The organism is Streptomyces sp. NBC_00388, from assembly GCF_036061255.1.
In the GTDB taxonomy this organism is placed as follows: domain Bacteria; phylum Actinomycetota; class Actinomycetes; order Streptomycetales; family Streptomycetaceae; genus Streptomyces.
This window is the reverse complement of sequence record NZ_CP107948.1, coordinates 1,421,709-1,434,232: the sequence shown is the minus strand read 5'-3', so window position 1 is coordinate 1,434,232 and position 12,524 is coordinate 1,421,709. Positions and strand designations below refer to the sequence as shown.

Here is a 12,524-nt window from a genome sequence, read left to right as displayed (position 1 = left end):
GTACTGCCCCCACAGGAGACCTCTCGCGTGCAGCCCTCCGCGCCCCCGGACCTCGTACTCCCGGACCTCGCGCACAACAGGACCAGCGCGGTCCACTGGCTGGCCACGGCCACCGCGATGGCCGCGGTCGTCGCCCTGGCGGGCGTCCTCACGCCCGATCCGGCCACGGCCTCCCAGCCCGGCGGGAAACCGGCCCACGCCAAAGTGGCCGCGCCCGATCCGGCGTCCGTGACCTTCCCGCTGAAGTGCGGAGGGGCGGGGACCACCGTCACCAGGAAGGCCTCCGGCGACCTCGACCGGAACGGCAGCCCGGAGACGGTGGCCGCGGTGCGCTGTGACGCCGGATCGGGCACACCGCCCAGCGGGATCTACGTCCTCACCAGGTCGGGGACCGGGGACGGTCCGGCCCGGGTCGTCGCGACCCTGGTCGCCCCCGGGGAGCAGCAGAGCGTGAGCGCCCTCGCCGTGCGGGACGGCGCGGTGACCGCCACGCTGCTCGGCTACTCGTCCCCCGACGTGCCGCGCTGGGATCCGGACGTGCGGCAGAAGGCCAAGTGGCGCTGGCAGGGCGGCAAGTTCGTACGCTCGGTGCCCTCCCAGGCGCGGAGCGTGTGAGGGCGGCTGTTTCCCGGCGGACGGAGCGGCCCGGGACGGCCGGGGCCCCTGGTGTGCGGCGTGCCGCCCCGGCCGGGCCTCCGGCGTCCTAGGCCGGGCCTCCGGCGTCCTAGTCGGCGGCCGGTCCGTAGACCTCCACGCTGTCCGAAACCCGCCGTACGTGGATGCAGTCGCCCGGGCACTCCTTGGCCGAGTCCACCACGTCCTGGAGGAGTGGCAGCGGCACGGGTGTGGTGGCGCCGACCGACTGGAGCAGTTCGTCGTCGGCGCTCTTCACATAGGCCAGGCCGTCGATGTCCAGCTCGAAGACCTCGGGCGCGTACTGGGCGCAGATGCCGTCCCCGGTGCAGAGATCCTGGTCGATCCAGACCTCCAGCGCCTGGGCGCCTTCGCTGGTGGGAGCCTCGTCCTGCACGGTCATTTCTCCTGCCGTTCCTGCGCGGTTGAACCAATTGAAGCCACCCCTGACGGGTGTTGAACACTTCGACGATACAACCGGCCGCTTTCCGATGCTGTTGGGTGGGTATTCCCAAGGCGTGAGGGAGTACGCAAGGGTGAAGATCAGACACACCCCGACGGTCTTTGTGATCTAGGGGTTTCAATCACCAGCCGCCCAGGTAGGGTCAGGAAGCGTCCAGCTCCCCTTGGAGGAGGTGAGGACCGTGGCAGCCCACGACGACGACAACAACCGCGGCACCCGGCCCGCGCGAGGGTCCGAGGACCCCGCCGGCCAGGTTGCCTATCTTGAGCAGGAGATCGCCGTCCTGCGCCGCAAGCTCGCCGACTCTCCGCGTCATACGAGGATTCTCGAAGAGCGGATCGTCGAGCTGCAGACCAACCTGGCAGGCGTGTCCGCGCAGAACGAGCGGCTCGCCAATACACTCCGCGAGGCCCGCGACCAGATCGTGGCCCTCAAGGAGGAGGTCGACCGGCTGGCACAGCCTCCGGCCGGCTTCGGTGTCTTCCTGCAGGCCAATGAGGACGGGACCTGCGACATCTTCACCGGGGGCCGCAAGCTCCGGGTGAACGTGAGTCCCAGCGTCGAGCTCGAAGAGCTCAGGCGCGGCCAGGAAGTCATGCTGAACGAAGCGCTCAACGTGGTCGAGGCCATGGAATTCGAGCGTGCCGGGGACATCGTCACCCTCAAGGAGATCCTTGAGGACGGCGAGCGTGCCCTGGTGATCGGGCACACCGACGAGGAACGGGTGGTGCGGCTCGCCGAGCCGTTGCTGGACATCACCATCCGCCCCGGCGACGCCCTGCTGCTCGACTCCCGGTCCGGCTACGTCTATGAAGTGGTGCCGAAGAGCGAGGTCGAGGAGCTCGTCCTCGAAGAGGTCCCGGATATCGACTACGACAAGATCGGCGGCCTGGGCGACCAGATCGAGCTGATCCGCGACGCCGTCGAGCTCCCGTACCTCCACCCCGACCTCTTCAAGGAACACGAGCTGCGGCCGCCGAAGGGCATCCTGCTCTACGGTCCGCCCGGCTGCGGCAAGACTCTCATTGCCAAGGCCGTCGCCAACTCCCTTGCCAAGAAAGTCGCCGAGGTCACCGGTCAGCCCGCGGGGAAGAGCTACTTCCTCAACATCAAGGGCCCCGAGCTCCTCAACAAGTACGTCGGTGAGACCGAGCGGCACATCCGCCTGGTCTTCCAGCGTGCCCGGGAGAAGGCGAGCGAGGGTACCCCCGTCATCGTCTTCTTCGACGAGATGGAATCCCTCTTCCGCACTCGTGGATCCGGTGTCAGCTCGGACGTGGAGAACACCATCGTCCCGCAGCTGCTCGCCGAGATCGACGGTGTGGAGGGCCTGGAGAACGTCATCGTCATCGGCGCGTCCAACCGCGAGGACATGATCGACCCGGCGATCCTGCGGCCGGGCCGGCTCGATGTCAAGATCAAGATCGAGCGTCCGGACGCGGAGGCGGCGAAGGACATCTTCGCCAAGTACCTGCGGTCGTCGCTGCCGCTGCACACGGACGACCTGGCCGAACACCGGGAGAACCCCGACGTCACGGTCAGCGCCATGATCCAGTCCGTCGTGGAGCGGATGTACACGGAGTCCGAGGAGAACCGCTTCCTCGAAGTCACGTACGCCAACGGCGACAAGGAAGTCCTGTACTTCAAGGACTTCAACTCCGGCGCGATGATCCAGAACATCGTCGACCGGGCCAAGAAGATGGCCATCAAGGCCTTCCTCGACCAGGGCCAGAAGGGCCTGCGGGTCTCCCATCTCCTCCAGGCATGCGTGGACGAGTTCAAGGAGAACGAGGACCTGCCGAACACCACCAACCCCGACGACTGGGCCCGTATCTCCGGCAAGAAGGGCGAGCGGATCGTCTTCATCCGCACGCTCGTCACCGGAAAGCAGGGTGCGGACACCGGGCGCTCCATCGACACGGTGGCGAACACCGGTCAGTACCTGTAAAAGGCAGGGCGGCTGCGGGTCCCCCGGCGGGTACCCGCAGCCGCCTTGTTTTCCGGCCTTCGGCCGCGAGGACAGCAATGCCTGTAATGATCTCCCCAGCGGCGCAACGGCGTTCTACGCTCTTCGGTATCACCGAGTGGCGCAGTGACGGGGAAGGACAACCGCGCACGCGCACGCACCGGAGCAGCGGTACTTGAGCGACGTTCCCGCGAGGGGCGCTGCCGGGCAAGGAGGGCCGCATGACCGTACGGCGGGTAATGGGCATCGAGACGGAGTACGGCATTTCCGTCCCGGGCCACCCGAACGCCAATGCCATGCTCACCTCGTCCCAGATCGTCAATGCCTATGCGGCGGCGATGCACCGGGCGCGGCGCGCCCGCTGGGACTTCGAGGAGGAGAATCCGCTGCGGGACGCGCGAGGCTTCGACCTCGCCCGGGAGACCGCTGACACCAGCCAGCTGACCGACGAGGACATCGGCCTGGCCAATGTGATCCTGACCAACGGGGCGCGCCTCTACGTCGACCACGCCCATCCGGAGTACAGCTCTCCCGAGATCACCAATCCGCGGGACGCCGTGCTCTGGGACAAGGCGGGCGAGCGGATCATGGCGGAGGCGGCCGAGCGTGCGGGCCAGATCCCCGGCGCGCAGCCGATCCACCTGTACAAGAACAACACCGACAACAAGGGCGCGTCGTACGGGACGCACGAGAACTACCTGATGAAGCGGGAGACCCCCTTCTCGGACATCGTGCGCCATCTGACGCCCTTCTTCGTCTCCCGGCAGGTGGTCACCGGGGCCGGCCGCGTCGGGATCGGCCAGGACGGCCACGAGCACGGCTTCCAGATCAGCCAGCGCGCGGACTATTTCGAGGTCGAGGTCGGCCTGGAGACGACGCTCAAGCGGCCGATCATCAACACCCGCGACGAACCGCACTCGGACGCCGAGAAGTACCGCCGCCTCCATGTGATCATCGGCGACGCGAACCTCTCGGAGATCTCGACCTACCTCAAGCTGGGCACCACCTCCCTGGTGCTGGCGATGATCGAGGACGGGTTCATCAATGTGGACCTCGCCGTCGACCAGCCGGTGCGCACCCTCCACCAGGTCTCGCACGACCCCGGCCTGCAGCAGCTGATCACCCTGCGCAGCGGTCGCACGCTGACGGCCGTGCAGCTCCAGATGGAGTACTTCGAGCTGGCCCGCAAGTACGTCGAGGAGCGGTACGGAGCGGACGCCGACGAGCAGACCAGGGATGTCCTCGGCCGCTGGGAGGACGTGCTGAACCGACTGGAGACCGACCCGATGAGTCTGTCGGGGGAGCTCGACTGGATCACCAAGAAGGAAATCCTGGAGGGATACCGCCGCAGGGACAGCGTCGGCTGGGACGCGGCCAGGCTCCATCTGGTGGACCTGCAGTACGCGGACGTACGGCCGGAGAAGGGCCTGTACAACCGCCTGGTGGCCCGCGGGAGGATGAAGCGGCTGCTGGACGAGCCCGCCGTCGTCCGGGCCGTCTCGAACCCGCCCGAGGACACCAGGGCCTACTTCCGGGGCCGCTGTCTCGAACAGTACGCGGACGATGTCGCCGCGGCCTCCTGGGACTCCGTGATCTTCGATCTGCCGGGCCGTGACTCGCTGCAGCGGGTGCCCACGCTGGAGCCGCTGCGCGGGACCCGCACTCACGTCAAGGAGCTGCTCGACCGGTGCCGGACGGCGGAGGACCTGGTACGGGTGCTGCAGGGAGGCTGAAAAGCCCCGCTTGTGGGAATCATCGGAGTAGGTCCCGGACGTTGAGGAAAGTGCGGGGCCAATGTCGGACCTCGCTTGTAGTGTCTGATCAAGCGGTTCCGATCATGCTTCTCATCGGGTCGGTCGGATCCGGTCCGATGGTGACCGTTTCAATTTCAACAACATCGAACCGAGCGGGGTGAGGTAGATGGCGACCAAGGACACCGGCGGCGGGCAGCAGAAGGCGACGCGTTCCACCGAGGAGACCGAGGAGCAGGCGCCTGAGGCGCAGGGTTCCGAGGACCTCAAGGAGCGCCAGGAGAAGCTCTCGGACGACGTCGACTCCGTTCTGGACGAGATCGACGACGTCCTTGAGGAGAACGCCGAGGACTTCGTTCGGTCGTTCGTGCAAAAGGGTGGCGAGTAGCCCCTGTCGTCCGTGTCCGGTGCGGCCGGCGGAAGCCGACCGCACCGCGACGGATGACCGGCGCGGGCACGGGTAAGGTCCGTTCACAGTCCGCAAGATCGGCCCGGCCTCAGAAGGCGGGCCGCCGCCCATCCGGAAGGAAACGCGTGGAAGCCAACCCTCGTAGCACCGGGCGTCTGCCGGCCGCTTTCCTGACGCCGGGATCCTCCTCGTTCATGGACTTCCTGTCCGACCACTCGCCGGAAATCCTGCCGGGCAGGCGGCCGTTGCCGCCCACCCAGGGACCGGTCGAGGCACCGCACGGGACGACCATCGTCGCCGCGACCTTTCCCGGCGGGGTCGTCCTCGCCGGCGACCGGCGCGCGACCATGGGGAACGTGATCGCGCAGCGCGACATCGAAAAGGTCTTCCCTGCCGATGAGTACTCGGCGGTCGGCATCGCGGGCGCCGCCGGTCTCGCCGTCGAGATGGTGAAGCTCTTCCAGCTCGAACTGGAGCACTTCGAGAAGGTCGAGGGTGCCACCCTCTCCCTGGAGGGCAAGGCCAACCGGCTCTCCACGATGATCCGCGGGAACCTCTCCATGGCCATGCAGGGGCTCGCCGTGGTCCCGCTCTTCGCCGGATACGACGTCGACCGGGAGAAGGGGCGCATCTTCTCCTACGACGTCACGGGCGGCCGCTCGGAGGAGCGCGGATACGCCGCCACGGGCTCCGGCTCGGTCTACGCGCGCGGCTCCATGAAGAAGCTGTACCGCGAGAACCTGACGGAGCAGCAGGCCACCACCCTGGTCGTGCAGGCGCTGTACGACGCTGCCGACGACGACTCGGCGACCGGAGGTCCCGACGTGGCCCGCCGGATCTATCCGATCGTCGCGGTCATCACGGACGAGGGCTGCCGCAAACTGACCGAGGAAGAGGGTTCGGAGCTCGCCCGTTCGATCCTGGCGCGACGCCTCGAACAGCCCGATGGCCCGCGGGCCGAGCTCCTCTGAGGCCTTCCGATGCACTCGTCACTGACAGAAAGGGACGGATAGCCGGTGTCGACGCCGTTCTATGTCTCACCTCAGCAGGCCATGGCCGACCGGGCGGAATACGCCCGGAAGGGCATCGCCCGTGGTCGCAGCCTGGTCGTGCTGCAGTTCGCCGACGGCATTGTCTTCGTCGGCGAGAACCCGTCCCGTGCCCTCCACAAGTTCAGCGAGATCTACGACCGGATCGGCTTCGCCGCCGCCGGCAAGTACAACGAGTACGAGAATCTGCGGATCGGGGGTGTGCGCTACGCGGATCTGCGGGGCTACACCTACGACCGCGACGATGTGACGGCCCGTGGGCTGGCGAACGTCTACGCGCAGACGCTGGGCACGATCTTCTCCAGTGCGGCCGAGAAGCCGTACGAGGTGGAGCTGGTCGTCGCCGAGGTCGGGTCCGAGCCCGACGGCGACCAGATCTACCGGCTGCCGCACGACGGATCGATCGTGGATGAGCACGGTTCGGTCGCGGTCGGGGGGAACGCGGAGACGATCAGCACCTTCCTGGATCAGCAGCACCGCGAGGGCATGACGCTCGCCGAGGCACTGAAGCTGGCCGTGCAGGCGCTGTCCCGCGAAACCAACGGCGGCGAACGGGAGATCCCCGCCGAGCGACTCGAAGTGGCGGTGCTGGACCGGACACGGCCGCAGCAGCGCAAGTTCAAGCGCATCGTCGGCCGTCAGCTGGCCAGGCTGCTCGACGCGGACGACGCCGCGTCCGCCGCGACGGACGCCCCGTCGGACGAGGACGAGTAAGGGGCCGCACCCGGCTCTCTCCGTGCCCCGGCCCGCCTTGTGCGGTCCGGGGCACGCGCAGTCCGCGTCCGGCAGGAGCTCCGGGCGCACACGGGCGGTGAAGGGGCGGCCACCGGTACGGTCCCGCCCCCGCCCCGCCCCCGCCCCCGCCCCGCCCCCGTCCCCGGCTCCGGCGGTCAGCCCGGCGCGGGCGGCGCGGCCGTCGAGCCGCGTACGAGGAGGTGCACCGGCAGGTCCCCGCCCTCTGGGCGGCGGCCGGCGAGCACGGCGAGCAGCGCTGCCATGCCCCGCTGCCCGATCTGCTCGGCAGGCAGGGCCACGGTCGTCAGCTCGGGCTCGATCGCGGTCGCCAGCGCCAGATCGTCGAAACCGGTGACGGAGAGGTCCTCGGGCACCCGCAGCCCCAGCCGCCGCGCGGCCTTGCAGGCACCCGCGGCCAGGATGTCGTCGTCACAGATGACCGCGGTGGGCCGGGGGCCCCGGACGGTGAGTGCGTCCTCCACCGCCTGCCGCGCGGCGTCGACCGCCAGCGGCGCGGTGACGGTGCGGACCTCCGCGCCGCGCAGGGCGGACCGCAGCGCCGCGGCCCGGACGTCGAAGGTCCAGGATTCGACCGCCGGTGCCAGGTGGACGAAACTGCGGTGGCCGAGCGCGAGCAGATGGTCCGTCACCTGGCGCATGCCGTCCGCGATGTCCAGGTTCACATGGGCCGCCGCACCCGACTGGTCCGGATCGCTGTCCAGCATGACCAGCGGCAGGCCCGACTTCTGGATCGCGGCGAGCGCCCCGACGGCCATCGATGAGGCGATCACTCCGTCCAGCGCGGTCTGCGCCGATCCGAAGGGGTCGCGGGCGGGGCCCACGCCCTCGGGGGAGGGGTAGAGCACCACCCCGAAATCATGCTCGGCCGCCATCGCCGCCGCGCCCGTGTAGACGCGGGCGAAGAACTCGGTGGTGAGCGCCGGGACGACCAGCAGCACGGTCTTCGTCCGGCCGAGCCGCAGCCCGCGGGCGGCGAGATTCGGCCGGTAGCCGAGGCGCTGCGCCGCGTCGCGGACCAGTCCGGCCGTCCGCTCCGAGACCCTTCCGCGCCACTTGTCGCCGAGCACCAGCGAGACGGTGGCCTGCGAGACGCCTGCGGCGCGGGCCACATCACGGCTGGTGGGGCGGGCCGGTACCACTGGTTCCGGGCTCGTCGCTCGGGCGTCCACTCGGGCCTCCGTCCGGCCTGTTCCCGACCGCGGCCATCTGGACTCACGGTCTGCGCACATGGTACGTATGACCAGACACGTTATACGTAACACTCCGGTCGGGACCGGGAGACAAGGGGCGGACATGGCCGCGGGATACGCGGAACTCCTCGGTACCAGGCATGTGACGCGGCTGCTCACCGGCACCCTCGTCGGCCGGCTGCCGAACGCGACAGCGGCCATCGCCGTCGTGCTCTTCGTCCGCGGCCACGGCGGCAGCTACTCGCTGGCAGGGGCCCTCTCCGCCGTCTACGGTCTGGCCACCGCGGTGGGACAGCCGCTGCTCGGCCGCGCCGTCGACCTGTGCGGGCAGCCCCGGGTGATGCTGCCGTCGGCCGTGGTGTCCGCGCTCGGCATGGTGCTCTTCGCCGTCGCGGGCACGGATCCGCTCCCGCTCGCCGTCACGGCGATGCTGATCGCGGGTCTCTTCACTCCGCCCCTGGAGGGCGGGCTGCGCGCCCTGTGGCCCAGTGTCCTGAAGCGCGAGGACCGCGTGCACGCCGCGTACGCGATGGACGCCGTGGCCCAGGAGGTGATGTTCACCGTCGGCCCGCTGCTGATCACCCTGGCGGTCTCGCTGTGGTCGGAGGCCACCGCACTGGTGGCCGTCAACGCCCTCGGCGTGCTCGGCGCCCTCTCCGTGGTCGTCTCCGCGCCCTCGCGCAGCTGGCGCTCCGCACCCCGCGAGGCCCACTGGCTGGGCGCACTCCGCTCGCCCGGACTGCTCGCGCTGCTCGGTGCCTTCTTCTTCGTCGGCCTGGCACTCGGCTCGATCACGGTGGCGGCGGTCGCCTACGCCGACGGGCACGGCGGCGACGGGTCGTACGGCGTGCTGATGGCGGCCATCGGCCTCGGCGCCCTCGCGGGCGGGCTCCTGTACGGCGCCCGGCAGTGGCCGGGGAGCGCCGAGCGGCGGCTGCGTGTCATCGTCGCCGCACTGGCGCTCTGCTACCTGCCGCTGATGCTGGTGCCCGGGGTGACGGCCATGGCCGTCCTGATGACGGTGGCCGGCGTCTTCCTCGCTCCCGCCATCGCCTGCGCCTTCATCGTCGTCGACCGGCACGCCCCGCGGGGCACGGTCACCGAGGCGTTCTCCTGGCTGGTGACCACCTTCGGGGTCGGCGCCGCACTGGGCACCGCCGTCGCCGGACCGGCCGTCGAGACGGGCGGAGTGGCCGCCGGGTTCGCCGCCGCGGGAGGCGGGGGGATCGCCGCGCTCCTCGTCCTGATGGCCACTCAGCGGGTCCTCGCAGCTCCCGGCGGTCCCGGCTCCGTCGTGGCCGGTTCTGAAAATGATCGGAACGGGGCCGTCGAACCCGGTTTCAGGACAGGCCATCAGGCGTAATGTTCAGTCATGGACCGCCGCATTTTCGGGCTGGAGAACGAGTACGGCGTCACGTGCACATTCAGGGGACAGCGCCGACTGTCACCTGACGAAGTGGCGCGCTACCTCTTCCGCCGTGTTGTGTCATGGGGCCGCAGCAGCAATGTCTTTCTGCGGAACGGCGCCCGCCTCTACCTCGACGTGGGATCGCATCCGGAATACGCAACACCCGAGTGCGACAACGTGGCTGAACTGGTCACGCACGACAAGGCCGGCGAGCGCATTCTCGAAGGCCTGCTCGTCGACGCCGAACGCCGCCTGCACGAGGAGGGAATCGCGGGCGACGTCTATCTCTTCAAGAACAACACCGACTCGGCGGGAAACTCCTACGGCTGCCACGAGAACTATCTCGTCGCCCGCCACGGAGAGTTCTCCCGGCTTGCGGACATTCTCATCCCCTTCCTCGTCACCCGCCAATTGATCTGCGGTGCCGGAAAGGTGCTGCAGACCCCGCGCGGAGCGGTTTTCTGCGTCAGCCAGCGGGCGGAGCACATCTGGGAGGGCGTCAGTTCCGCGACCACCCGCTCCCGTCCCATCATCAACACCCGCGACGAGCCCCACGCGGACGCCGAGCGCTACCGCAGGCTGCACGTCATCGTCGGTGACTCGAACATGTCCGAGACGACCATGCTGCTGAAGGTCGGTGCGACCGACCTCGTCCTGCGCATGATCGAGGCGGGCACGGTGATGCGTGACCTGACCCTGGAGAACCCGATCAGGGCCATCCGCGAGGTCAGCCACGACACCACCGGGCAGCGCAAAGTTCGGCTCGCCAGCGGGCGGGAGGCCTCGGCCCTCGAAGTCCAGCGCGAGTACTACGACAAGGCCGTGGACTTCGTGGACCGCCGCGGCATCCGCACGGGCCAGGTCGCGCAGGTCCTGGAGCTCTGGGGGCGCACGCTCGACGCGATCGAGGAGGAGGACCTCGACAGGATCGGCACCGAGATCGACTGGGTGATGAAGTACAAGCTCATCGAGCGGTACCGGGAGAAGCACAACATGACCATGTCGAACCCCCGGGTCGCCCAGATAGACCTCGCCTACCACGACATCCACCGGCGGCGCGGGCTCTACTACCTGCTGGAGAAGCGCGGACAGGCCGCGCGCATCTGCGAGGACCTGAAGATCTTCGAGGGCAAGTCGGTGCCCCCGCAGACCACCAGGGCGCGGCTGCGCGGCGACTTCATCCGCCGGGCCCAGGAGCAGCGCCGGGACTTCACCGTCGACTGGGTCCATCTCAAGCTCAACGACCAGGCACAGCGCACCGTGCTCTGCAAGGACCCCTTCCGGTCGGTCGACGACCGGGTGGAGAAGCTGATCGCCGGGATGTGAGCCGCCCTCACCCCGGCCTGCGAGGGCCCCGCACACCGGAGTGTGCGGGGCCCTCGCGCATGCCGTGCGCCCACATGGGGGACGAGGAGTCGTAGAGTGGCGGCCACTGACACCCCCACTACCCCCGAGGACCACTGTGCGACGCCGTTTTGCTGCCTTGCTCATCGTGCCGGCCCTGGTGCTGACCGCCTGCGGAGGTGAGGACTCCAAGAAGAAGGACGACTCGGCCTCGTCTTCGCCCGACAAGGCCGCCGCCTCGACGGCCGTGCCCAAGCCTGTCGACTCGGCGTCCCCGCTGCCCACGGTCTCCGGCAGCGCGGGCAAGAAGGCGACCATCACGGTCCCGAAGAAGGACCCGAGCGGCAAGTTCGTCATCCACACCCTCTCCGAGGGCAGTGGGGCCGTGGTCAAGAAGAACGACCTGGTGATGGCCGACTTCACCGGCAAGGTCTGGAAGAGCGGCAAGGACATCGGCAGTTCGTTCGACAAGGGCGGTGCCCCGCAGCTCATCACCGCCGGTTCGAAGACGATCATCCCGGCCTTCGCCGACGCCGTCACCGGCAAGAAGCTCGGCAGCCGTGTCCTGGTCGTCGCTCCGCCCAACGCGGCCTTCGGCAGCCAGGGCCAGCAGCAGCTCGGGGTCACCGGCAAGGACACCCTGATCTTCGCGCTGGACATCAAGAAGATCATCCCGAAGAAGGTCGAGGGCACCCAGGCCCCCACCTCGTCCGACCTGCCCCAGATCAAGGCGGACAAGGAAGCACCCGCCACCATCTCCGTGCCGAAGAGCGACCCGCCGAAGAAGCTGGTCGACAAGGAGCTGATCCAGGGCAAGGGCGCGACGGTGAAGAAGGGCCAGACCGTCTACATGCAGTACAGCGGTGCTGCCTGGAAGCCCAATGAGGGCAAGGCGTCCGCGACCCTGTTCGACTCGTCCTGGAAGACCGGCACGCCGTTCCAGACGGCCATCGGCGAGGGCGCGGTCATCAAGGGCTGGGACCAGGGGATCGTCGGCAAGAAGGTGGGCAGCCGGGTCATGCTGGTGATCCCGCCGGAGCTGGCGTACGGCGACAAGGCCCAGGGCGCGACCCTGCCGGCCAAGTCCACGCTGGTCTTCGTCGTCGACATTCTGGCGGCAGTGTAAGACTGTCCTGGTTGCCCAGTACCAAGAAGTAGGAGCAATTACGTGAGCATCGAGAAGCCCGAGATCGACTTCCCGGGTGGCGAGCCGCCGGCCGACCTGGAGATCAAGGACATCACGGAGGGCGACGGCGCCGTCGCCAAGGCCGGAGACCGGGTCAAGGTCCACTACGTGGGCGTGGCCTTCTCCACCGGCGAGGAGTTCGACGCGAGCTGGAACCGCGGCACCCCGCTGGAGTTCCAGCTCGGTGCCGGCCAGGTCATCTCCGGCTGGGACCAGGGCGTCCAGGGCATGAAGGTCGGCGGCCGCCGCCAGCTGACCATCCCCGCGCACCTCGCCTACGGCGACCGTGGCGCCGGTGGCCGCATCAAGCCCGGCGAGACGCTGATCTTCGTCTGCGACCTGGTCGCTGTCTGACCGGAACTGATCGTT

The 12,524-nt window shown here is 68.9% G+C and carries 12 protein-coding genes; 10 read left to right on the top strand and 2 right to left on the bottom strand.

All coding sequences use genetic code 11. The features are described from left to right. The first annotated feature begins 27 nt into the window (after positions 1–27). Positions 28–615, top strand: a complete 588-nt coding sequence (locus tag OG917_RS06565; RefSeq protein WP_328316586.1) for a hypothetical protein — start codon at positions 28–30, stop codon at positions 613–615. 109 nt (positions 616–724) lie between these two features. Here the strand turns inward: OG917_RS06565 and OG917_RS06560 are convergent, their stop codons facing one another. Beyond that, positions 725–1,036 carry a ferredoxin gene (locus OG917_RS06560; protein WP_328316585.1) on the bottom strand — a complete coding sequence of 104 codons (312 nt, stop codon included), beginning with the start codon at positions 1,034–1,036 and terminating at the stop codon, positions 725–727. Positions 1,037–1,277: 241 nt separating this feature from the next. On the opposite strand from OG917_RS06560, the gene arc reads away from it, so the two are divergent. The 5 genes from arc (at position 1,278) to prcA (ending at position 6,985) form a co-directional block, all read left to right on the top strand. Beyond that, positions 1,278–3,044, top strand: a complete 1,767-nt coding sequence (gene arc / locus OG917_RS06555) for a proteasome ATPase (RefSeq protein ID WP_328316584.1) — start codon at positions 1,278–1,280, stop codon at positions 3,042–3,044. 239 nt (positions 3,045–3,283) lie between these two features. Next, positions 3,284–4,795, top strand: coding sequence for a depupylase/deamidase Dop (gene dop / locus OG917_RS06550; protein WP_443058915.1), 1,512 nt, complete (start codon positions 3,284–3,286; stop codon positions 4,793–4,795). 187 nt (positions 4,796–4,982) lie between these two features. Then, complete coding sequence (locus tag OG917_RS06545; protein WP_164263898.1) at positions 4,983–5,201, top strand: ubiquitin-like protein Pup; 219 nt, start codon at positions 4,983–4,985, stop codon at positions 5,199–5,201. Between the two features lie 146 nt (positions 5,202–5,347). Continuing rightward, complete coding sequence (gene prcB, locus OG917_RS06540) at positions 5,348–6,193, top strand: proteasome subunit beta (protein ID WP_328316583.1); 846 nt, start codon at positions 5,348–5,350, stop codon at positions 6,191–6,193. 45 nt (positions 6,194–6,238) lie between these two features. After that, a complete protein-coding gene (gene prcA, locus OG917_RS06535) occupies positions 6,239–6,985 on the top strand; it encodes a proteasome subunit alpha (protein WP_328316582.1) in 747 nt (248 codons plus the stop codon). A 176-nt stretch (positions 6,986–7,161) separates the two neighbouring features. Here prcA and OG917_RS06530 read toward each other — a convergent pair whose 3' ends face one another. Continuing rightward, complete coding sequence (locus tag OG917_RS06530) at positions 7,162–8,256, bottom strand: LacI family DNA-binding transcriptional regulator (RefSeq protein WP_443058914.1); 1,095 nt, start codon at positions 8,254–8,256, stop codon at positions 7,162–7,164. Positions 8,257–8,320: 64 nt separating this feature from the next. Between OG917_RS06530 and OG917_RS06525 the strand changes: the two genes are divergently transcribed. The 4 genes from OG917_RS06525 (at position 8,321) to OG917_RS06510 (ending at position 12,509) form a co-directional block, all read left to right on the top strand. Then, positions 8,321–9,580, top strand: a complete 1,260-nt coding sequence (locus tag OG917_RS06525) for an MFS transporter (RefSeq protein ID WP_328316580.1) — start codon at positions 8,321–8,323, stop codon at positions 9,578–9,580. A gap of 9 nt (positions 9,581–9,589) precedes the next feature. Further along, the gene (pafA, locus tag OG917_RS06520; protein WP_328316579.1) at positions 9,590–10,951 is read left to right on the top strand and encodes a Pup--protein ligase; all 1,362 of its coding nucleotides are present in this window, start codon (positions 9,590–9,592) and stop codon (positions 10,949–10,951) included. A 136-nt stretch (positions 10,952–11,087) separates the two neighbouring features. After that, positions 11,088–12,095, top strand: a complete 1,008-nt coding sequence (locus tag OG917_RS06515; RefSeq protein ID WP_328316578.1) for an FKBP-type peptidyl-prolyl cis-trans isomerase — start codon at positions 11,088–11,090, stop codon at positions 12,093–12,095. 42 nt (positions 12,096–12,137) lie between these two features. Next, complete coding sequence (locus OG917_RS06510) at positions 12,138–12,509, top strand: FKBP-type peptidyl-prolyl cis-trans isomerase (RefSeq protein WP_328316577.1); 372 nt, start codon at positions 12,138–12,140, stop codon at positions 12,507–12,509. The last annotated feature ends 15 nt before the right edge of the window (positions 12,510–12,524 follow it).

Bases quoted from the DNA above. Each gene is read 5' to 3' on its own strand.
- OG917_RS06560 (WP_328316585.1), bottom strand. From the start codon at position 1,036: ATGACCGTGCAGGACGAGGCTCCCACCAGCGAAGGCGCCCAGGCGCTG.
- dop (WP_443058915.1), top strand. From the start codon at position 3,284: ATGACCGTACGGCGGGTAATGGGCATCGAGACGGAGTACGGCATTTCC.
- OG917_RS06545 (WP_164263898.1), top strand. From the start codon at position 4,983: ATGGCGACCAAGGACACCGGCGGCGGGCAGCAGAAGGCGACGCGTTCC.
- OG917_RS06530 (WP_443058914.1), bottom strand. From the start codon at position 8,256: ATGTGCGCAGACCGTGAGTCCAGATGGCCGCGGTCGGGAACAGGCCGG.
- OG917_RS06525 (WP_328316580.1), top strand. From the start codon at position 8,321: ATGGCCGCGGGATACGCGGAACTCCTCGGTACCAGGCATGTGACGCGG.
- pafA (WP_328316579.1), top strand. From the start codon at position 9,590: ATGGACCGCCGCATTTTCGGGCTGGAGAACGAGTACGGCGTCACGTGC.